The 21,279-nt window shown below is 70.1% G+C and carries 17 protein-coding genes and 1 pseudogene; 8 read left to right on the top strand and 10 right to left on the bottom strand.

The genetic code is table 11. The annotated features are described in order from the left end of the window. The first annotated feature begins 90 nt into the window (after positions 1 to 90). Positions 91 to 1,209, top strand: a complete 1,119-nt coding sequence (locus ABCR94_RS27735; protein ID WP_347116969.1) for an IS630 family transposase — start codon at positions 91 to 93, stop codon at positions 1,207 to 1,209. 78 nt (positions 1,210 to 1,287) lie between these two features. Next, a protein-coding gene (locus ABCR94_RS27730) for an IS5 family transposase (protein ID WP_521977949.1) occupies positions 1,288 to 2,162 on the top strand; the annotation gives its coding sequence in 2 pieces (ribosomal slippage) (positions 1,288 to 1,678 and positions 1,678 to 2,162; 876 coding nt in all). 351 nt (positions 2,163 to 2,513) lie between these two features. Here the strand turns inward: ABCR94_RS27730 and ABCR94_RS27725 are convergent. Both ABCR94_RS27725 and ABCR94_RS27720 read right to left on the bottom strand, forming a co-directional pair. Next, positions 2,514 to 4,196: a DUF885 domain-containing protein gene (locus ABCR94_RS27725; protein WP_347122806.1), complete on the bottom strand. Its 1,683-nt coding sequence runs from the start codon at positions 4,194 to 4,196 to the stop codon at positions 2,514 to 2,516. A gap of 91 nt (positions 4,197 to 4,287) precedes the next feature. After that, the gene (locus ABCR94_RS27720) at positions 4,288 to 4,761 is read right to left on the bottom strand and encodes an Lrp/AsnC family transcriptional regulator (protein ID WP_347122804.1); all 474 of its coding nucleotides are present in this window, start codon (positions 4,759 to 4,761) and stop codon (positions 4,288 to 4,290) included. 59 nt (positions 4,762 to 4,820) lie between these two features. Between ABCR94_RS27720 and ABCR94_RS27715 the strand changes: the two genes are divergently transcribed. Beyond that, positions 4,821 to 6,065 (top strand): trans-sulfuration enzyme family protein, encoded by a 1,245-nt coding sequence (locus tag ABCR94_RS27715; protein WP_347122802.1) that lies wholly within the window; start codon positions 4,821 to 4,823, stop codon positions 6,063 to 6,065. Here ABCR94_RS27715 and ABCR94_RS27710 read toward each other — a convergent pair. After that, a complete protein-coding gene (locus tag ABCR94_RS27710) occupies positions 5,950 to 7,401 on the bottom strand; it encodes a GNAT family N-acetyltransferase (RefSeq protein WP_347123110.1) in 1,452 nt (483 codons plus the stop codon). The two genes, ABCR94_RS27715 and ABCR94_RS27710, sit on opposite strands and share 116 nt — an antisense overlap. A gap of 150 nt (positions 7,402 to 7,551) precedes the next feature. Between ABCR94_RS27710 and ABCR94_RS27705 the strand changes: the two genes are divergently transcribed. Next, a protein-coding gene (locus ABCR94_RS27705; RefSeq protein WP_347119540.1) for an IS5 family transposase occupies positions 7,552 to 8,426 on the top strand; the annotation gives its coding sequence in 2 pieces (ribosomal slippage) (positions 7,552 to 7,887 and positions 7,890 to 8,426; 873 coding nt in all). A 100-nt stretch (positions 8,427 to 8,526) separates the two neighbouring features. On the opposite strand, the gene ABCR94_RS27700 is transcribed toward ABCR94_RS27705, so the two are convergent. After that, complete coding sequence (locus ABCR94_RS27700) at positions 8,527 to 10,110, bottom strand: alkaline phosphatase D family protein (protein ID WP_347122801.1); 1,584 nt, start codon at positions 10,108 to 10,110, stop codon at positions 8,527 to 8,529. 237 nt (positions 10,111 to 10,347) lie between these two features. After that, a complete protein-coding gene (locus ABCR94_RS27695; protein ID WP_347122799.1) occupies positions 10,348 to 11,193 on the bottom strand; it encodes an alpha/beta fold hydrolase in 846 nt (281 codons plus the stop codon). Positions 11,194 to 11,430: 237 nt separating this feature from the next. Between ABCR94_RS27695 and sigJ the strand changes: the two genes are divergently transcribed. Both sigJ and ABCR94_RS27685 read left to right on the top strand, forming a co-directional pair. Further along, a complete protein-coding gene (sigJ, locus tag ABCR94_RS27690; protein WP_347122797.1) occupies positions 11,431 to 12,303 on the top strand; it encodes an RNA polymerase sigma factor SigJ in 873 nt (290 codons plus the stop codon). Between the two features lie 147 nt (positions 12,304 to 12,450). Beyond that, a complete protein-coding gene (locus ABCR94_RS27685; protein ID WP_347122795.1) occupies positions 12,451 to 13,215 on the top strand; it encodes a GntR family transcriptional regulator in 765 nt (254 codons plus the stop codon). Positions 13,216 to 13,255: 40 nt separating this feature from the next. Here the strand turns inward: ABCR94_RS27685 and ABCR94_RS27680 are convergent, their stop codons facing one another. Further along, positions 13,256 to 14,413, bottom strand: a complete 1,158-nt coding sequence (locus ABCR94_RS27680) for an ROK family transcriptional regulator (RefSeq protein WP_347122794.1) — start codon at positions 14,411 to 14,413, stop codon at positions 13,256 to 13,258. A 271-nt stretch (positions 14,414 to 14,684) separates the two neighbouring features. Between ABCR94_RS27680 and ABCR94_RS27675 the strand changes: the two genes are divergently transcribed. Beyond that, positions 14,685 to 15,008, top strand: coding sequence for an ANTAR domain-containing protein (locus ABCR94_RS27675; RefSeq protein WP_347122792.1), 324 nt, complete (start codon positions 14,685 to 14,687; stop codon positions 15,006 to 15,008). Positions 15,009 to 15,077: 69 nt separating this feature from the next. On the opposite strand, the gene ABCR94_RS27670 is transcribed toward ABCR94_RS27675, so the two are convergent. The 3 genes and pseudogenes from ABCR94_RS27670 to ABCR94_RS27665 all read right to left on the bottom strand — a co-directional run bounded on the left by ABCR94_RS27670 (position 15,078) and on the right by ABCR94_RS27665 (position 16,730). Further along, entirely contained in the window at positions 15,078 to 15,359 is a 282-nt protein-coding gene (locus tag ABCR94_RS27670) for an SGNH/GDSL hydrolase family protein (protein ID WP_347122791.1), read from the bottom strand. Between the two features lie 19 nt (positions 15,360 to 15,378). Then, positions 15,379 to 15,504 (bottom strand): annotated as a pseudogene (locus ABCR94_RS39215) (glycosyl hydrolase family 95 catalytic domain-containing protein); the annotation flags it as partial. A 50-nt stretch (positions 15,505 to 15,554) separates the two neighbouring features. Further along, complete coding sequence (locus tag ABCR94_RS27665) at positions 15,555 to 16,730, bottom strand: ROK family transcriptional regulator (RefSeq protein ID WP_347122790.1); 1,176 nt, start codon at positions 16,728 to 16,730, stop codon at positions 15,555 to 15,557. A gap of 181 nt (positions 16,731 to 16,911) precedes the next feature. Here ABCR94_RS27665 and ABCR94_RS27660 point away from each other — a divergent pair, with 181 nt between their 5' ends. After that, complete coding sequence (locus ABCR94_RS27660) at positions 16,912 to 19,038, top strand: alpha-galactosidase (protein WP_347122789.1); 2,127 nt, start codon at positions 16,912 to 16,914, stop codon at positions 19,036 to 19,038. 88 nt (positions 19,039 to 19,126) lie between these two features. Here ABCR94_RS27660 and ABCR94_RS27655 read toward each other — a convergent pair whose 3' ends face one another. Further along, complete coding sequence (locus ABCR94_RS27655) at positions 19,127 to 21,199, bottom strand: neutral/alkaline ceramidase (RefSeq protein ID WP_347122787.1); 2,073 nt, start codon at positions 21,197 to 21,199, stop codon at positions 19,127 to 19,129. Positions 21,200 to 21,279: the final 80 nt, after the last annotated feature.

The following is a 21,279-nucleotide window of genomic DNA, read 5'->3' as shown; positions in this document are numbered from 1 at the left end:
CGACACGCTGATCGATGTTTAGGGTGCTGGGGTCGGTCGGCTTCACTCTGGATGCAACGTAGTTGTTGTTGAGGATGAGTGAGGTCGCAGATGGCAGAGCCGGTCAGGGCGCGACGGTTGACTGATCAAGAGGGGCAGAGGCTGCAGCAGATCGTTCGGCGGGGCCGCCACGAGTCCGTGCGGGTGCGTCGGGCACTGATCATCATGGCGTCGGCGTCGGGGACCACCGTGACGGCGATCGCGCAGTTGGTCGCCGCGCACGAGGACACAGTCCGGGACGTGATCCACGCGTTCAACGAGGAGGGCCTGGCCGCGCTGGACCCTCGGTGGGCGGGAGGCCGTCCCCGCCTGATCAGCGATGACGAACGCGAGTTCATCATCGCGACGGCCCGGACCCGCCCGGTCACGCTGGGACGTCCCTTCACGCACTGGAGCCTTCGCAAGCTCACCGACTACCTGGCCCGCAACCGGGTGAGGACGGTGAAGATCGGCCGGGAACGGCTGCGGCAGATCTTGCGCGAGAACGGGATCTCCTTCCAGCGGACCCGCACCTGGAAGGAGTCCAAGGATCCCGACAAGGACACCAAACTCGACCGCATCGAGCACGTGACCAGTCGTTTCCCGGACCGGTGTTTCGCCTTCGACCAGTTCGGCCCGCTGTCGATCCGCCCCTGCCACGGCTCCGGCTGGGCCCAGGAGAAGAAACCGGACCGGCTGCCGGCCACCTATCACCGCACCCACGGCATCCGGTACTTCCACGGCTGCTATTCCCTGGGCGACGACCAGCTGTGGGGAGTGACCCGCCGCCGCAAGGGCGGTGACCACAGCCTCTCGGCGCTGAAGTCGATCCGGGCCGCTCGCCCCGACGGCGCCCCTGTCTACGTGATCATGGACAACCTGTCGGCGAACAAGACCCCGACCATCCGGACCTGGGCGAAGAAGAACAAGGTCGAGTTGTGCCTGACGCCGACGAGCGCGTCGTGGGCCAACCCGATCGAGGCGCAGTTCGGGCCCCTGCGCAACTTCGTCATGGCCAACTCGAACCACCCCAACCACACCGTCCTCGCCCGCAAGCTCCAGGACTACCTGCGGTGGCGCAACGCCAACGCGCGGCACCCCGACGTCCTGGCCGCCCAGCGCCGCGAACGCGCCAAGGTCCGCAGCGAACGCCAGCAACGCTGGGGCCACCCACGCCCCAAGGCCGCATGACCAGACCCGGCACACGTTCGTGGCCAACGCACTAGGGCCTGTTGCGAAAGTGGATCTTGACTGTGAAACGATCACGGTGTGGCGCGTGGAGATCTGACAGACGAACAGTGGGTACGGCTGGGACCGCTCTTGCCGAAGGGCAGTAAGTCCGGCCGGCCGCCGATATGGCCCAGGCGGCAGCTGATCAACGGCATACGGTGGCGGACCCGGGCCGGCACGCCGTGGCGGGATGTGCCCGAGCGGTACGGGCCGTGGGACCGGGTCTACGATCTGTTCCGGCGCTGGCAGCGGGACGGCACCTGGAAGCGGATCTTCACCGAACTGCAGGCCCAGGCCGACGCGAAGGACCTGATCACCTGGGATGTGAGTGTCGACTCAACGGTGTGCCGAGCCCATCAGCACGCCGCCGGTGCGGTGAAAAGGGGGATCTCCAGAAGGAGCCGCCCGGAGGTGTCGAGACCGAGCCGGACGACCACGGGCTCGGGCGCTCACGCGGTGGGCTGACCACCAAGATTCACCTCGCGGTCGAGCAGGGGCAAAAACCCATGTCCATCGTGATCACGGCCGGGCAGCGCGGCGATTCCCCGCAGTTCGAACCGGTACTTGAGCGCATCCGGGTACCCCGCAAGGGGCTGGGGCGTCCCCGCAAACGGCCCGCCAAAGTCCGCGCCGACAAGGCGTACGGCTCCCGGAAGAATCGCGCCTACCTGCGCAGACGCGGGATCCGCTGCACGATCCCGGAGAAGAAGGACCAGATCCGCAACCGCAGGAAGCTTGGTTCCCGTGGCGGCCGACCGCCGAAGTTCGACAAGGCCGACTACCGCGAACGCCACGCAGTCGAGTGCGGGATCAACCGCCTCAAACGTCACCGGGCCGTCGCCACGAGATACGACAAACTCGCCGTCCGCTACGAAGCCACCATCCTCGTCGCAGCCATCAATGAGTGGCTGTGACCAGCACTTTCGCAACAGGCCCTAGGGCCTCGTACCCGTGTACCGGGACCATCCAGCCCCGGTACCAGTACGGGCCTGAGCCGCGTGGCACCCGGCCGTCATGGTCGATCAGCGCGACGTCCCCACCCGAATGTCTCGCGCCCGCCACCTCCTCGGCGAAAGCCGGGTCGGGCCGGCTCGCCCTGAGCGGATCGGAGCAGAAGAGATAGCCGGTAGCCATGCGTGGTGCCCCCGTAGAACCGCAGAACCGCAGAACCGCAGAAAAGGTCGTGGCCGTGCAGCGCGCGGTGGCCGGGCCAATACCGCGTGGGCCCCGTGGGCAGGGCCCGGCCACCACGCGCGCCGCGTGAATCAGAGCTTCGACAGCTCGTCCACCAGGTCGTCGAGGCCCAGTGAGCCCTGCGACAGTGCCGCCATGTGCCAGGCCTTCGCGTCGAAGGCGTCGCCGTGCGCCTTGCGGGCGTTCTCGCGGCCCAGGAGCCAGGCCCGTTCGCCGAGCTTGTAGCCGATGGCCTGGCCCGGCATCGACAGATAGCGGGTCAGCTCGCTCTCCACGAAGTCGGCGGGGCGACCGCTGTGCAGGCCGAAGAACTCCTGCGCCAGCTCCGGTGTCCAGCGCTCGCCCGGATGGAACGGCGAGTCCGCCGGGATCTCCAGCTCCAGATGCATGCCGATGTCGACGATGACGCGGGTGGAGCGCATCATCTGCGCGTCCAGGTAGCCGAGCCTGCGCTCCGCGTCGGGCAGGAAGCCCAGCTCGTCCATCAGCCGCTCCGCGTACAGCGCCCAGCCCTCGGCGTTGGCGCTGACTCCGCCGATGGTCGCCTGGTAGCGGGACAGCTGGTCCGCGACGTGCGTCCACTGCGCGAGCTGGAGGTGATGGCCGGGAACGCCCTCGTGGTACCAGGTCGACACCAGGTCGTACACCGGGAAGCGCGTCTCGCCCATGGTGGGCAGCCAGGTGATGCCGGGGCGCGAGAAGTCCTCGGAGGGCTGGCTGTAGTAGGGGGCCGCGGCGCCGCCGGGCGGGGCGATGCGGGACTCCACCTTGCGTACCCGCTCGGCGAGCTCGAAGTGGGTGCCGTCCAGTGCCTCGATCGCCTCGTCCATCAGGCTCTGCAGCCAGACCCGGACCTCCTCGACCCCCTCGATGTGGGTGCCGTGGATGTCGAGGTGTGCGAGGACCTCCCAGGGCCCGGCGTCCGGCAGGATCTTCGCCGCCTCGCTCCTCATCTCGCCCAGCAGCCGGTGGTATTCGGACCAGCCGTACGCGTACGCCTCGTCGAGGTCGAGATCGGCGCCGTTGAAGTGCTGCGACCACAGTGCGTACCGCTCGCGCCCCACGGTGTCGGGCGCGCCCTTCACCGAGGGTGCGTACACCTCGCGCATCCAGTCGCGCAGCACGGTCAGTGACTCGGTGGCGGCGCGCGCCGCCGCGTCCAGCTCGGTGCGCAGCGAGTCGGGGCCGTCCGCCGCGAACTCCTCGAACCAGCCGCGGTCGGTGCCGATCCAGTCCGTCAGCTGTTCGATGAACGTCGCCGTGGGGCGCGGGCCACCGAGGAGCCCCCGTTCGAGGCCCAGTTCGAGGGAGAGCCGGTAGCCCGCCAGGGCGGCGGGCACGGCGCGCAGCCGCTGCGCGACGGCGGTCCAGTCCTCGTCCGTCCCGGTCGGCGTCAGCGCGAATGCCTCGCGGACACTGTGCGCGGGGGAGTGGATATTGCTGACGGCGCGCAGGCCCTCACCTGCCTCGTGGACGGCGAGTTCGGCCAGGAGCCGCTCGCGCAGCAGCCGGCCGCAGCGCCGCTCGATGTCGCTGTCCGCGCCGGGCAGCCGCTCCGCCTCGTCGAGTCGGCCGAGCGTGCCGCGGATCAGCTCGGCGCGCGCCTCCTGACCTGCCGGGGAGAAGTCCGGCAGGCTGCCGGAACTCTCCTTGATTCCCAGGTAGGTGCCGGTGATCGGGTCGAGGGCGATGAGGTCGTCGACGTAGGTGTCGGCGACCTGGCGGGGGAGCTGGCTGTTAGCAGTGTCTGACATACGGACATCCTCATATGAAGACGGCACCTGCGTCATCACCATTGCGCCGCGGCGGCCTTACCCGGGCGCCCGCACTACCCAAGCGTCGGTCCTACTCGGGTGGCAGCAGTGGTCCGCAGTCCCAGGCCTGGAAGATCAACCGGGTTTCCACCCGGGCGATTTCGCGCTGCGAGGTGAACTCGTCCAGCACCAGTCGTTGCAGGTCCGCCGCATCCGTCACCGCGACATGGACCAGATAGTCGTCGGGCCCGGTGAGATGGAAGAGCGACCGGGACTCCGGCAGCGCCGTGATGCGCTCCACGAAGGGGCCGATCAGCTCGCGGCGGTGCGGTCGCACCTGGACCGACAGCAGCGCTTCGAGACCACGGCCCAGTTTGGCCGGATCGAGCCGGAGCTGATGCCCCAGGATCACACCGGTGCGGCGCAGTCGGGTCACCCGGTCCAGGCAGGTCGACGGCGCCACGCCGACCTCCGCCGCCAGGTCACGGTAAGTGGTCCGGGAATCGTTCTGCAGGAGACGCAAAATGTGCAGATCGACCGGGTCGAGTACGACAGATCCAGCCATTGGCCGAACGTAGCACGGGCCATGGCCACTACCGCCCGGTAGATGTTCAGAGTGCTGTCATGAACACCGACGCCTTGACCACACCCAGGGCCCTGGCCACCGAAGCAGTGCACGCCGGCCGCGACGACCTCGCGGGGCTGGGCCTGCACGCCGCGCCGATCGACCTGTCGACGACCTACCCCTCGTACGACAGCAGGGCGGAGGCCGACAGGATCGACGCATTCGCCACCACCGGCGCCCAGCTCCAGGGCCCGCCCGTCTACGGCCGGCTCGACAACCCGACCACCGCACGCTTCGAGACGGCCCTCGCCCGACTCGAAGGGACCGAGAGCGCGATCGCCTTCGCCAGTGGCATGGCGGCGCTCACCGCGGTCCTTCTCGTACGGTCGAGCATGGGCCTGCGCCATGTGGTGGCTGTGCGCCCGCTGTACGGATGCAGTGACCATCTGCTGAACGCCGGCCTGCTGGGCACCGAGGTGACCTGGGTCCAACCGGCGGACATCGCCGCGGCGATCCGGCCGGACACCGGCCTGGTGATGCTGGAGACCCCCGCCAATCCGACGCTCGCCGAGGCCGACATTCAGGCGATCGCGGACATCTGCGGGTCGGTTCCGCTGCTCGTCGACAACACTTTCGCCACACCGGTGCTCCAGCGGCCGGTGGAGCACGGGGCCCGGCTCGTGCTCCACAGCGCGACCAAGTATCTGGGCGGGCACGGCGATGTCATGGGCGGAGTGGTCGCGTGCGACGAGGAGTTCGCGCGGTCGCTGCGCCAGGTGCGGTTCGCCACCGGCGGCGTACTGCATCCGCTGGCCGGCTATCTGCTGCTGCGCGGGCTCGCCACGCTGCCCGTGCGGGTCAGGGCGGCGTCGGCGACCGCCGCCGAGCTGGTCAGGCGGCTGACCGCCGATCCGCGGGTGGCGCGGGTGCACTACCCGAAGCTGGGTGGCGCGATGGTGGCCTTCGAGGTGTACGGCGACCCGCACGAGGTGATCGCGGGCGTACGGCTCATCACGCCGGCCGTCAGCCTGGGCAGTGTGGACTCGCTCATCCAGCACCCCGCCTCCATCAGCCACCGCATTGTGGCGGAAGGAGACCGGCGGTCCTCGGGGGTGAGCGATCGGCTGTTGCGGATGTCCGTGGGCCTTGAGGACGTGGAGGATCTGTGGCGCGACCTGTGCGAGGCGCTCAGTGCCGGTCGGCCTGCCCGTACGGCTCGGTCCGCCGGCCGGGCAGTGCGGACGGTTCACCCAGGTCGAGCGGAGAGCGAGGCCGTTCGGACGGGGCATCGAGCCGCGCGGTGACGACCAGGGTGCCCTCCTCGATCTGGTAGTCGAGGGGCAGGCCGAGGCCGCGCATGGCCGCGACCATGCCGGTGTTGGACGACTGGGTGACGGCGTAGACGCTTTCGCACCGCGCCTCGACGGCCAGTGCCACCAGGCGGCCAAGCAGCTCGGAGCCGATGCCGCGGCGCTGCCAGGCATCCTCGACGAGCAGCGCGACCTCGGTCTCGTCGCCGTCCCACAGGAGATGGCCGAGTGCGACGAGGCGGCCGGACGCGGTCTGGACGGCGAGGGTGCGGCCGAAGCGGGGGCTCAGCAGGTGGCTGAGGTAGCGGCCCGCGTCGCCCACCGGGCCGTGATAGCGCAGGCTCAGGGTGCGGTCGGTGCAGCGCTCGTGCATGGCGCGGGCGGCTTCGAGGTCCGCGGGGCCGGCCCTGCGGACGGTGATCTCGTTGCCCTCGGGGAGGGTGAGGACGTCCTGGCTGCGGGGGATGCGGGGGCCGAGGCGGGCGTCCAGCTCGACGAGGGCGCGGGCTCGGGCAAACTCGGTCGGGGTGAAGGGGAGATAGGGGCGCTCGATGGTGATCGTCCCGCCGGACGGGTCGCGCAGCTTCATCATCGGTCCTTCGAGCACACCTTCCACCGGGGCGCTCTCGGCGGATGGCCGGCCGGTGAGGGTGGTCGCGGGCCGCGAGTGGATGGTGCAGCGGCCGAGCAACTGACGCAGGGCCAGCGGCAGTTCCGCGGCATCCAACGCGGTGCGGGTGGCCAGGCCGAGTACCCGGGTGGGGCCGTCCACCAGGTCGTGGGCGTCGGCGCGCTCCAGCCAGGTGTCGCGGCCGCCCGCGGCCGACACCTCCCGGGAGAGCTGCTTGGCCTGGAGCGCGGTGGGGGCGCGCAGCAGGAACTCGTCGACGGTGCCCTCGGGCAGTGGGTGGGTCTGCAGGGTGAGGATGTCCACCCGGTGCCGGGTCAGCGCGCCGCAGAGCGCCGCCAGGCTGCCGGGCCGGTCCTGGACGGTGGTGCGCATCCGCCACAGCGCCGTGTCCGAGCCGGGCGCGGTGACGTCGGTGCCGGTGTCCGAACCGACGCCGGTATCGGTGCTGCCGGGGGTCGGCGGCGGCGGTGCGTGGCTGTGGCGTCGTGCCCACCAGGTGTGGAACGCGACCGTGGCGCTCAGGGCCACCGCCGAGGCCACCAGCAGGTATCGCCCGTCGGGGCCGTGCGCGATGGTGTTCGCGATGGCGTCGGCGACGGCCACGGCGGTGAACAGGGCGGCCAGTTCGACGAGGTCCCGCCGCCAGTGGTGCGGGCGGCGGGCGCTCTTCGCGGATTTCGTATGAGTCACATCAGTCATGTCGGTCATGGCATCACTGTGACCCAGTGGTGTTGCGTGATCACGAACGTTCTGTGACTGACGGGTTAAGTGTGCTTACGGATGCTTAGCGACCGGTTTTCAACTAGGGCCTGTTGCGAAAGTGGATCTTGACTGTGAAACGATCACGGTGTGGCGCGTGGAGATCTGACAGACGAACAGTGGGTACGGCTGGGACCGCTCTTGCCGAAGGGCAGTAAGTCCGGCCGGCCGCCGATATGGCCCAGGCGGCAGCTGATCAACGGCATCCGGTGGCGGACCCGGGCCGGCACGCCGTGGCGGGATGTGCCCGAGCGGTACGGGCCGTGGGACCGGGTCTACGATCTGTTCCGGCGCTGGCAGCGGGACGGCACCTGGAAGCGGATCTTCACCGAACTGCAGGCCCAGGCCGACGCGAAGGACCTGATCACCTGGGATGTGAGTGTCGACTCAACGGTGTGCCGAGCCCATCAGCACGCCGCCGGTGCGGTGAAAAGGGGGATCTCCAGAAGGAGCCGCCCGGAGGTGTCGAGACCGAGCCGGACGACCACGGGCTCGGGCGCTCACGCGGTGGGCTGACCACCAAGATTCACCTCGCGGTCGAGCAGGGGCAAAAACCCATGTCCATCGTGATCACGGCCGGGCAGCGCGGCGATTCCCCGCAGTTCGAACCGGTACTTGAGCGCATCCGGGTACCCCGCAAGGGGCTGGGGCGTCCCCGCAAACGGCCCGCCAAAGTCCGCGCCGACAAGGCGTACGGCTCCCGGAAGAATCGCGCCTACCTGCGCAGACGCGGGATCCGCTGCACGATCCCGGAGAAGAAGGACCAGATCCGCAACCGCAGGAAGCTTGGTTCCCGTGGCGGCCGACCGCCGAAGTTCGACAAGGCCGACTACCGCGAACGCCACGCAGTCGAGTGCGGGATCAACCGCCTCAAACGTCACCGGGCCGTCGCCACGAGATACGACAAACTCGCCGTCCGCTACGAAGCCACCATCCTCGTCGCAGCCATCAATGAGTGGCTGTGACCAGCACTTTCGCAACAGGCCCTAGGGCCCTTGCGTCCGGGCCCCTGTTTTGGCCGGTATCGGGGACCACGATGGTGTGCGACGGGTCCCCGAGCTGCCGCTACTGTCCGACGCGCCCCGGCTGCAGCGCCTTGCTGAACAGCACCGCTCCGCCCTCGGCCCGCAGCCGCACTGTGAGTTCCCCGCTCGCGCCGTCGATCTCGACTTCGCCGAAGTGCTGGGGCGACTCCATCGGCGACACATTGGCCCGCGTCGGCGCCTTCAGGAAGACCTGGTCGGGGCCGAAGGTCGCGTCGAGCCCGGTCGCCGGGAAGCCTCCTGCGGCCAGCGGCCCCGAGACGAACTCCCAGAAGGGCGCGAAGTCCTTGAAGGCCGCGCGGGACGGGTCGTAGTGCTGGGCCGAGGTGTAGTGCACATCGGCGGTGAGCCACAGCGTGCCGGTGATCCGCGCGTGCTTGATGAACCGCAGCAGCTCGGCGATCTGGAGCTCCCGGCCCAGCGGTGCGCCCGGATCCCCCTGCGCGACCGCCTCGAAGTTGGTCGCGCCGTCCGGTACGACGATCCCCAGCGGCATGTCGGAGGCGATCACCTTCCACACCGCGCGTGAACGCGCCAATTCCCGCTTGAGCCAGGCGAGTTGCTCGGCGCCGAGGATGCCGGTCGCGTCGACGGGCTGCCGGCCGGGGGAGTTGGCGTTGCGGTACGTGCGCATGTCGAGGACGAAGACATCGAGCAGCGGACCCTGCCGGACCACCCGGTGGATACGGCCGTCGCCCTGCCCGCGCGGGGAGAGGGTCGGAATCGGGAAGTACTCACCGAACGCCCGCATCGAGCGTGCCGCCAGCACATCGACGTTCTTCTCGGTGTAGCGGACGTCGTCGAGGATCTGCCCCGGGTACCAGTTGTTGCGTACCTCGTGGTCGTCCCATTGGACGATGGACGGCACCTGCGCGTTGAACCTGCGCAGATTCGTATCGAGCAGGTTGTAGCGGAAGTTGCCCCGGAAATCCGCCAGCGTCTGGGCGACGTGCGACTTCTCGGGTGTGGTGACGTTCCGCCAGACCCGCCCGTCCGGCAGTGTCACGCTCGGGTTGATCACCCCGTCCGCGTAGATGGTGTCGCCGCTGCACAGGAAGAAGTCCGGGTCCAGGCGGCGCATCTCCTCGTACACGCGGTAGCCGCCGAGATCCGGGTTGATGCCCCAGCCCTGCCCCGCGATGTCCCCCGACCACAGGAAGCGCACGCCGTCGCGTCGTTTCGCGGAAGCCGTACGGAACGTGCCGTACACCGGCTCACCGGTACGGCGGGGGTCGTCGGGGTCGGAGAGGGTGACCCGGTAGTGCACCTGCTCGCCCGCGGGCAGGCCCCGCAGCGCGGTCGTCCCGGTGAAGTCCGTACCGGGGCCGAGCAGTGGCCCGTGCCATCTGCGGGAGCGGCGGAAGGACTCGGTCGCGGACGTCTCCACCGTCATCCGGGCCGGGCGGTCCGACCGTACCCACACCAGCCCCGACGACGCGGTGACATCGCCGGTCTGTACGCCCCAGGGCGCGCCCGGCCGTCCCGAGAGCGCCTGGGCGGGCGCGGCGGCGCCGACGACGGGCAGGGCCAGTGCGGCCGATGCGGCGAGAGAGCCGCGCAGGAGGGTACGGCGGTCGGGGGACGGGCCGTGCGTGCGGTGCGACATCGATGCGCCTCCAGGGGCGGGTCGGTCGGTCCGGGGTGCGGCAGGGCGCCGGGGCGTGAAGGCGCGCCTGATGCGCCCGTCGCGTCTGCTGCTGCTGAGTCTGCTGAATCTGCTTGCGACGCCATGCCTAGTGCCCGGCCACGGCGAGCACACGAACCCCAAGTGAACAGCCGACCCGGGTAGCGGGGAACCGGTCCGGAGCCGTCCGCATCCGGGCGCCGAACCGCCTGCCCGGCCTCAGCCCCCGACCGCCCTGCGACCCGTGTCGAGAATGACGCGGGCCACCAGTGCGGGGTCGTCGTTCATCGGGACATGTCCGCAGCCGGGCAGCCTGATCAGCCGGGCGCTGGGGATGGTGTGCTTGGCCCGGACGCCCTGGCGGCGCAGCAGCAGCCGGTCCCGGCTGCCCCAGGCGACGGTGACCGGGATGCCGGGCACGTCGTCCGTGAACCGGAGCCCGAGGCCGGCGGCGAGGGTCGGGGCGAAGCCGGGCGCGTCACGCAGCGCGAGGGTCTCCGCGACGACGGCCTCCGGTGAACGTCTGCCGGGCTTGGCGTAGATGCTGCTGGTGAGCGCCGCCCGCCCGGCCGCCGTGTGCGACATGCGCTCGATGACCGGCAGGGGCAGCGACTTCGCGCCCAGCCGCATCCCGCGCAGTGCCCCGAAGGCGTAGCGACGCTCACCCTGCGTCCAGAAGCCCGCGGGGGAGAGCGCCGTGACCGACCGTACGAGCCGCGTGCGTCCCAACTCCAGGGCGAGCAGGCCCCCGAGGGAGTTGCCCGCGACATGCGGGCGCTCGATGCCGAGGGCCTCGCACAGCGAGCCGAGCACCGGGGCCACCGTCGCCAGGTCGTACGGCGAACCTTCGGGCAGCGCGGGCGACTCGCCGAAGCCGGGCAGATCCACCGCGATCACATCGCGCTCGGCGGCCAGCGCCGATATCACCGGGTCCCAGGCCTGCCGGTGGTGGCCCACCCCGTGCAGCAGCAGGAGCGGTTCGCCGGCGCCCGTCCGCTCGTACGCGACGGAGACCGTGCGGTTCCCCCGGACGGACTCGATCGTGAAGGAGACCTTTTCGGCCATGCTGCTGCTCCCTGTGCTCGGGGGTGCTCGGGGGTTGTCGGGGGTTGTTGGGGGTTGTCGGAGGGGCTGGTCGAGGGAAGAGTGCTCAGACATGCTTAGACACCGCGTCAGTAACAATTACCGCTGAGTAGCTTCGAGTTCAAGAGGCTGTGCCGCAGCGGGTCCGCCCGGCGGATGTGCCGCGTGACGCACCGATGCCGCCTGGACAGGGCGGAGGTCGTCGGCTGGGATGGAGAGGTGACTGCCGACACCGTGACCGACGACTTCGAAGCCCACCGCCCCGTCCTGACCGGGGTGGCCTACCGGATGCTCGGCCGAGTGGCCGACGCGGAGGACGTCGTACAGGACGCGTGGCTGCGCTGGTCGGCCCAGGAGCGCGCTGACGTGCGCGAACCGCGCGCCTATCTGGTGCGCGTCACCACCCGGCTCGCCATCGACCGGCTGCGCCACGCGCAGTCGCGGCGGGAGTCGTACGTCGGTCCGTGGCTGCCCGAGCCGATCGTGACCGACTTCGGACCGGCGGTTCCCGACACCGCCGAACGCGCCGTACTCGCCGATTCCGTCTCGCTCGCGGTCCTCGTCGTCCTTGAATCGCTCTCTCCGCTGGAGCGTGCGGTGTTCGTGCTGCGGGAGGCCTTCGGGTTCCCGTTCGCGGAGATCGCCACCACCCTCGACCGCTCGGAATCAGCCGTGCGGCAGCTGGCGGGACGCGCCCGCCGGCACGTCGATGAGCGCAAGCCGCGCTACGACGTGGACCCGGCCGAGCAGCGTGACCTCGCCGAGCGCTTCCTCGCCGCTGCGTCGGGCGGCGACATCGACGCCCTGCTCGCGCCCGACGCCCGGCTCATCGGCGACAGCGGCGGCAAGGCCAAGGCGCCGCTGCGGGTCATGGAGAGCGCGGACAAGGTGGGCCGTTTCCTGTTCGCCGTGGCCAAGCAGCCCGTCCCCGACAGCGAGTTCCGCTTCGTGGAGGTCAATGGCGGCCCCGCCCTGCTCATCCTGTCCGGCGGGAAGCTCGACACCGTCGTTCAGGTGGATGTGGTGGACGGACTCATTCAATGCGTCTATGTCATGCGAAACCCCGACAAGCTGGCCGCACTCGCTCCGTGAACACCTCGTAACAGGAGTGTTCGTTCTCCGGGCATTGGTCTTGACCAAGGGGAGGGCCGGACTTACTCTCGCAGAGTTAGTGCAGGAACCTTTAATAAACAAGGGCGCAGAAATCCGCCGGACACACGGCGATTGCGGAGGATCAGGGTGGGGACCACGCAGCTCGACTCGGTGCCGGAGCCCAAGTACTGGCACCTCAAGACCGTGCTCAGCGAGGCACTCGACTCCGACTTCGTGGTCGGTGAGATCCTGCCCAACGAGCGGGACCTCGCCGCGCGCTTCGGTGTTGCCCGTGCCACGCTCCGCCAGGCACTCGAACAGCTTGAGCTGGAAGGCCGGCTGCAGCGCCGCCGCGGCGTGGGCACCACTGTCGCCCCGCCCCGCGTGGGTGTGGACGTCGGCGCGTCGCAGCACGGCTGGCCGGGCGCGGTCGGCGACGCCTGGCAGCCCGTCGACTGTGTGACGTCGGTTCCCCCGGCGTCCGCCGCCCGGTTGCTCGACGCGGAGACCGATGACGAGGTCCACACGGTGCGCCGGACCCGGATGTCGCACGGCCAGTCGGTCGCGGCCGAGCTGCTGTACGTACCGGTCGGGTCCGTGCCGGATCTCCCCGGCATCGAGGCTCCGTCCGGCCCGGCGCGCGCCCGTAGCGTGCTGCGCGAGCTGCAGCGCCTCGGCATGGACGGCCAGGACCGTGCGGTCGAGCTCGGTTCGGCCCGCGCCGACGACGCGAAGGAACTGGACCGGCTGCCCGGTGCGCCCGTCCTCGTCGTCACCACCCGCTACTTCGCCGCGGGCAGGACCGCCGCAGTGTCGGTGGCCACCTACCGGGCCGACACCTGCCGGCTCACCTTCGGCGACCAGGGCGACATGCGGATCAGCCACCACGCGCAGGAGCGCAAGGCGTCCTGACCTGTACCCCGTATTGCTTTCTCCGCGGCCCGTCACTCACTCAGTGGCGGGCCGTCACCGTTCCCTCGACGGCGAAGAGTTGCTCCTCGACATGGTCAAGGGCCAGGCGCAGCGCACCGGTTGCCACGGCCGCCTCGCCGAGCAGTGACAGCGCCACCCGGGGCGGACGCAGGCAGTAGCGTGCCAACTCGCCGCGCAGCGGTTCCAGTACGCCGTCGAGACCGGCGGCCCAGCCGCCGACGACCACCAGCTCGGGGTCGAGCGCCAGTACCAGCGCCGCGACGTCGTGCACCAGCCGCTGGATGAACCGCTCAACGGCCTCCCCGGCCCGTACGTCACCCTGCTTGGCCTGGCGGAACACCGCGGCCACCGCCTGCTCGTCGAGCGCGTGCAGCGGTTCGTCCGTCGTGGAGAGCAGGGTCTCCGGGGTGACCTCACGGCCCAGCAGGTGCAGTGCGCCGATCTCGCCGGCCGCCCCGCCGTAGCCCCGGTGCAGCCGCCCGCCGATCAGCGAGCCCGCACCCGGGCTCAGCCCGGCCATGACGAACACGATGTCGTCGGAGTCGGTGGCGGCGCCCTTCCAGTGCTCGGCGACCGCCGCGGCGTTGGCGTCGTTCTCCACCAGGACGGGACATCGGAAGGACCGGCGCAGCCGCTCGCCGAGCGCAAGACCGGTCCAGCCGGGCAGCGCGGTGCCCAGCCGCACGGTCCCGTCGGCCTCCACGATGCCGGGGCTGCCGACGCCGACGGCACGCAGGGAGCTGCGCGCGACCCCGGACCGGCGCAGCACGTCGGCGACCACGGTGCGTACCCGCTCCAGCCGCTCGTCCGCGCACGCGGTCTCGGACACCTCGCGCGATCCCGCGCCCATGACGCGGCCGTCGAGGCCGGAGAGCAGGGCGGCGATCCGGTGCGGGCCGATCTCGACCCCCAGGAGATGCCCGGCCTCCACCCGGAAGCGGAACCTGCGCGCGGGGCGGCCCTGGCGCCGCGTCTCGATGTCCTCGGGCGGGGCCTCGACGACGAGCCCGGTCTCCATGAGCCCTTCGATCACACCCTCGACCGTCGGCCGGGACAGCCCGGTGACGCGGGTCAGATCGGTCAGCGTGGGGGAGTCCGCCGCACGCAGCGCGTGCAGCACCACGGCGGAGTTGATCCGCCGCAACAGAGAGGGGTCTCCGCCGGTCAGCCTCCCCAACGTGTGTCCTCCCAGCTCGTACGCGTGTCTGGCCGGATCGTACTCGCTGGGCCGGGGCGCGGCGAGCGTGGCCCGTGCTGTGCGGCGACGGCCGGGTGCGGGTCGTGGCCCCGGGCAGCCCCGGCCGGGGCTCGGCTCGTAGCCCCGTGGCTCGGCGACCGTGAACCTTCACTCTGTGATCATCGGTAGAATGGCGTGTGAAAATCGCGGAGTTTTGGCATCGTAGATATGAACGAAAATTCGATTGAGCCGTGGCAGACCAGGGAGAGCGATGCCGACACGTGACCAGAGCGCCGCGACGACCGCCACCGCCGAGCTGCGCTCCCTTCGGGAGGAAGTGGCGCAGCTCAAGCAGGCCGTGGCCTCGCACGCCGACGTCGATCAGGCGATCGGCGTCATCTGCGCAGTCGGACAGCTGACCCCGGACCAGGCCTGGGAGGTCCTCGTCGAGGTCTCGCAGCACACGAACACCAAGGTCAGAAGCGTCGCCGACCGACTGGTCGAGTGGACCTGCGAGGGCAGCCTGCCTCCGGACATCGAGGTGGCCCTGAAGGCGAGCATGGCCCGGCAGTCCCCCTGCGGCGAACCGGGCTGAGCCCCACCACGGACCGCCTCCGGGTGGACGCGCCGCTCGCACAGCGGCATGTCCACCCGGCGCGGAGCCTCAGCGGATCGTGCGGTCGCAGTTCAGCGCCTTGAGATCGAGCGAGTCGGCCATGGCCTGCATGCCCTTGTCGTTGGGATGCAGATGGTCACCGCCGTCGAAGGTGGGCAGCATCCGCTGCGGGTCGTAGGGACTCCTGATGACCTTGTCGAAGTCCGCGACGGCGTCGACCGCCCCACCGGTGCGGATGAACGCGTTCACCTCCGTACGCACGGCCTCCTCCTCCGCCGTCCACTCGTACCAGCCCTTGTAGGGCAGCACCGTGGCGCTGACCACACACATGCCCGCCGCGTGCGCCCGGTCGATCCTGGGTGTATTCGTAGTGCTCCCACAGCGAGTTGCACAGCCAGGCGTTGCCGGTCGGGTGCCACCACCAGCCGAGTCCGCCGTGGATATTGGTGGAGTAGGTCACGGTCCACCCGGCGACCTAGGATCCGCCGGGCACGGATATGCGGCTCTGCTGCGTCATCGCTGCTCCTAAAAGGTGTCGGACCCGATGAAGGTCTGTATCGCGGTGGCCGCGGCCCCGCGCGCCCACTCCTCGAACGGCAGCGGACGCGTGATCAGGTCGCACTGCACGGCTGTGCTGAAGGCGGTCGAAGTGAACGCGTCCCGGATCTGTTCGGCGAACAGGTCGTACGCCGCAAGCCCTTCGCCGGAGATGATCACGCGCTCGGGGCCGAGCAGGTTGACCACGGCCCCGATGCCCCGGCCGATGGCCTCACCGGCCCGTGCGTAGGCCTCGCGGGCCTCGGGGTTCCCGCCCCGGGCGAGCTCCAGAGCCTGCGCAGGGCCGGCCACCGGCTGCCCGGTCGCCTCCCGGATCCGCCGGACGATCGCCGAGTCGGAGGCGATCGCCTCGACGCAGCCGCGGTTGCCGCAGTGGCACAGCGGCCCCTCGGGGTCGATGGACAGATGGCCGATCTCGCCGGCCACGCCGTGCGCCCCGGCCACCACGCGGCCGTGCACAACAAGACCGCAGCCGATGCCCGCGCCCACGGTGACCAGCGCGAAGTCCGAACGTCCGACGCCCGCGCCGAACCACTGCTCGGCCACCGTCAGCGCCCGGACGTCGTTGTCGACGGTGGTGGGCAGCCCGGTCGCGGCCGAGACCAGTTCCGCCAGCGCGATGTCGCGCCAGTTGAGGAACGGCGAGTACCGGACGACCCCGGCGGCCCGGTCCACGTCGCCGGACACGGCGACGGCCAGACCGTGCACCCGTACGCCGTACCCCTGCGCCTCCACGAGCAGTTCGTCGGCCAGCCCCGCGATGGTGGCGATCACCGCAGTGGGGTCGCGGACGGTCAGCGGCACATGGCGGGCCACCCGGATCTTGCAGCACAGGTCCGCCAGGACCGCGATCACCTCGTCCGCGGTCACCTTGATACCGATGAACAGGGCCCGACCGCCGTCGACCCGGACCGGGTTCGCCGGCCGGCCCACAGCGGGCGGTGCGCTGTCCTCGACGGCTTCGACGAAGTAGCCCGCGTCCATCAGGGGGCGTACCGCCTTGGTGACGGCGGCGGAGGAAAGACCGGTCCGGCGGGCCAGCTCGACCCGGGAGAGCGGGCCCTGGGAGAGGACGGTGGTGAACACCATGGAAGCGGCGGGCGTGGCTGCCGGGAGCACTTCCACCTGGTGGGTCGATGACATGGCCGGAAACGTAGGGGACTTAATTTCCTCTGTCAATAAAAAAAGCAGAACCCTTTGGAAAGCCTTGCTGATCTAGGTTGCAAGCCGGGAAACACTTTCACGGCAGGGGACTTGACAGCTGATCAAAGGCTGGGTTGGCTACCTGCCGTCACAGAGTTGTCAGCCGAACGTGAGGATCCCCATGCCCCAGATCTCCTACGATCCGGATGCGGGCCTGTGGCTGCTCGATACGCCACGCACGTCGTACGCGCTGCGCGTCGACGACAGTGGAGCGCCCTGCCATGTGGCCTGGGGTGGACGGCTGAGCCTCGCGGAGGCGCGGGAAGTCGCCGCACGGCCGCGCGACACGGAGGGCAGCAGCAGCTTCGAGGGGCGCCCGCCCGTCGGTGAGGAACTGCCCGTCGACGGCGGCGCCCGCTACGGCGTGCCGTCCCTCCAGGTCCGGTTCGCCGACGGCACCCGCGCACTCGAATGGGCCCCGGCCGGACACCACATCACCGAAACCCCGGACGGCGCGGCCCAGTTGGACCTGAGCTTCCACGACCGGCACTACCCGCTGGACATCACCCTGCACTACCGCGTGCACGCCGACACCGATGTGATCGAACGCTGGACGTCGCTGCGCAACACCGGCGCCGAGGCGATCACCCTGCTGCGCGGCGACTCCGCGGCCTGGACCGTGCCGCCCCGCGACGACTACCGGCTCAGCCATGTCACAGGACAGTGGTCCGCCGAGTCCCAACTGCGGCGCGAGACACTGCCGTTCGGCGAGACCGTACTCACCAGCAGGCGAGGTATCACCAGCCACCACGCCAACCCCTGGGTGATGCTGGACGACGGGAACGCCACCGAGGAACACGGCCAGGTGTGGAGCGCCGCACTGGCCTGGAGCGGCAGCTGGCGCATCACCGCGCAGCGCACCCCCGACGGCCGCGCGGGCTTCACCGGCGGCGCGGGCCACGACTCCACGACGCTGCTCCTGGCGCCCGGCGAGACCCACACCACCCCGTGCTTCGCGGGCCTCTGCTCCGAGGGCGGTTTCGCAGCCGCGAGCCGCGCCTGGCACGCGTACACCCTCGACCACGTCCTGCCGCACCCCCGGGAGATCCGCCCCGTCCTCTACAACTCCTGGGAAGCCACCGGCTTCGACGTCGACGAACAGGGGCAGATGGCGCTCGCCGCCAAGGCCGCCGCGCTCGGCACCGAGCTGTATGTGATGGACGACGGCTGGTTCGGCGCCCGCCGCGACGACCGGGCCGGCCTCGGTGACTGGACCCCGTCCCCCGAGCGCTTCCCCCAGGGCCTGTCACCGCTCATCGACGAGGTCCACCGGCTCGGCATGCGCTTCGGCCTGTGGGTCGAACCCGAGATGGTCAACGCCGACAGCGACCTCTACCGGGCACACCCCGACTGGGTGCTGCACTTCCCGCACCGCACCCGCACCGAGATGCGCAACCAGCTCGTGCTGAACTTCGCCCGCGGCGACGTCGCCGAGTGGGCGTACAAGTGGCTCAGCGCACTGGTCGCCGACCACGGGATCGACTTCCTGAAGTGGGACATGAACCGGCCCTTCAGCGAAGCGGGCCACCCCGCACACCCGGACGGCGACGACCGGCTGTGGACCACCTATGTGCACCATCTGTACGATGTCATCGACCGGCTCCGCGCCGACCACCCCCACCTGCGCATCGAGGCGTGCAGCGGCGGCGGCGGACGCGTCGACCTCGGTATCCTCGCGCGCACCGACCAGGTATGGACCTCCGACAACACGGACGCGGCGGACCGCATCGGCATCCAGCACGGCTACAGCCAGCTCTACCCGGCGCGCACCATGGCCGCCTGGGTCACCGACGTCCCCAACCAGCTCACCGCCCGCTCGGTCCCGCTGCGCTTCCGCTTCCATGTGGCCATGGCCGGCGTCCTGGCCATCGGCGGCGACCTCACCCGCTGGTCCGACGACGAACTCGCCGAGGCGGCCGGGTTCGTGGCGACGTACAAGCAGGTCCGCCACCTCGTCCAGCACGGTGTCCAGCACCGGCTCCGCGGTCCCGTCGACGACGGCCCCACCGTCGTGCAGTACACCGCCGAAGACCGCAGCGAGACCCTGGTGCTCGCCTGGCAGCGGGCCCCGCACGGCGGGCGGCCCCGGCTGCCGGTGCGCCTCGCCGGTCTTGAGCCGGGCGCCGTGTACCGCGACGCGGGAAGCGGCACGGTCCACCACGCGACGGTACTGACGGACCACGGGCTGCCGCTCGGACTGCCACCGGGCGACTGGGCGAGCACGGCGATCCACCTGGTACGACGCTGACGGGGGCTGGGCCGGCGTCGTACCAGGTGAAGTCCGAACGGGTCGTGCCGGGTTGGTCGCCCGGTTGGTCGCCCGGTCGGTCCCCGGGTCAGCTCACCGTGAAGGTCCTGCTGGTCCCGGTGAACGGACTGATCTTGCCGAGGAAGGTCTTGGAGTCCCCGTGATGGACGATCCGGTAGGTGCCCGCCGGGGTCCCCGCGGCGACCTTCCAGGTGATGACCGCCTTCGAGGTGCCCGTCACCCCGTTGATCCGGACCCACCGGTACTTGGTGTCCCAGTCACCGTCGTCCTGCTGGCGCACCCACTGGCCGTCCACCAGCCGCTGCACCTCAAGGAACGTGCCGCCCCGGCGCAGGTTGTTCTTCGGATGCCCCGTCACGAACTCCACCGTGGCGGTGGCATTCGGCGCGTAGGACGGCGCAGGCTCGGTCAGTACGTCGCCGAACGACTTGCCGGCCGGGGGATTGTCCATCACCACGCCGGTCTGCAAGGAGACCTGACGGCCCGACTGGTCGGGCGGCGTCGGGCCCCGGCCGATCGCCGTACCGGCCTTCAGGGAGGCGGCGAGCGCGCCGAACTCCTGCTGGTACGCGGGGAGGGTGTGCCTGCCGTAGAGCGTCGAGCCGCCCTCGTACTGCTGCTGGTCGTACTCCTCGGGCGTCGTCACATACTGGCTGTACGCGTTGGCGTAGCCCTGCATCAGGACGTTCCCGATCGGCACACCGAGCTCGGCGGCGACCGTACGGCGAATGCGCAGACCGGAGACGATGGTGAACTCGCCGGGCCCGGCCACCAGGTAGAACTGGCCGATCTTGACGATCTGCACGGGCAGGATCTTCGGGGTGGCGGGCACCGCCTCGGAGATCAGGCCGGTCGGCACCAGATTGGCCTTCGGGTACTGGCAGCCGACCAGCCACTCGGGCGGATCGATGTGGAACGGCTCCAGGAGCTTCGCCACGGGACTGTTCATACCCTCGGTGAACCCGGGGATGGCGGGCCCGTCCTCCACACTGCCGGCCAGCGTGGACGCACCGACCATTGCCGGGCAGGTGCGGTGCTCCTTGCCGTCGGGGGTGTACTTCCCCGCGACGGTGACCTCCTCCATATTCACGAACCGCATCCGGGAGTCCACGCTGCCGCTCACCGGGGTGCCCGGCGCGTTGTAGATCTCCTGGGCCTTCTTGAACTGGCGGTCGCCGATGATCCTGGTGTTCTCGAACTCGTCCTCGGTCGGCCCCGAGCCGGGCTTCAGATTGAGGTTCGGCGACATGTCACTGGCGTTGGTGTTGGGGAACGCCGCGACAAAGCCCTTCTTGCCGTCCAGATAGTGCACCCCTTTCGCGCCGTGCTCCCACTCGTACGACGCGTAGCCCTTGTTGTCCGGGCTGAGCAGCGTGTTCTTGTTCGTCAGCGAGGTGTTGTGGGTCGCGAACCAGTTGATCGCGCCGATCTCTTCGGAGCCCTGGCGGAACCGCAGCACGGTCATCGCCGGGTCGATGGCGCCGGGGAAGGCGGCCTTGTCGCTCGCCGGGTTCTTGTCGAACGCCACCTTGGACCGGTTGACGCTCGCATTGGTCAGCTCGCCGCTGCCGAGCGTGATGGTGCCCGGCTTGAGATCCTCGTGGGCCTCGACGACCGACTCGACGATGCCGTCGACGATCGCGTTGTACGTGGCCTTCTGGAAGCCGAGAGAGGCCAGGTTGTACGCGAGATGGTGGGAGTGGCCGCCCGAGCCCGCGTGCGTATGAGTGGCGGAAAGCAGCACGTTCTGCTCGCTGTAGAGCGCCCCGTACCGCTGCTTGAGCTTGCCGATCACGCCCTGCTGCACGGACTGGAAGATCATGCCGAGGTCGGCGTTGACGTACGCGACGCGGCTGCCGCTGTCCCGGTCGGCCACCACGAACGCACGGGAGCGCTGGCGCTGATGGATCCCGGTCGCCTTCTGGTCGAAGCTCGAATAGCCCATCATGCCGACTTCGGCGGCCTTCCCGGTGACGTCGGAGATGCCACGGCCGACCAGATACGTCGTGGCCTCGGCCGCCGACGCGGCGGCGGCGGTTGGTTCGGTGCCGGGCGCGGCCACGGCTGCGGTGGACAGCGCGGCGAGCACTCCGGCGAGCGACAGGGAGAGCGCTCTGCTCTTCGTACCGGCGAACCTCATGCCTTCTCCCTCGTGTTGATGAACTGCGTGGGGGTGACCTGCATGTTGAGCACCTGCGTGTTGATGACCTGCACCACACC

Source organism: Streptomyces changchenzhani (assembly GCF_039766235.1).
Classification (GTDB): Bacteria; Actinomycetota; Actinomycetes; order Streptomycetales; family Streptomycetaceae; genus Streptomyces.
This window is presented reverse-complemented; position numbering and strand designations above follow the sequence as displayed.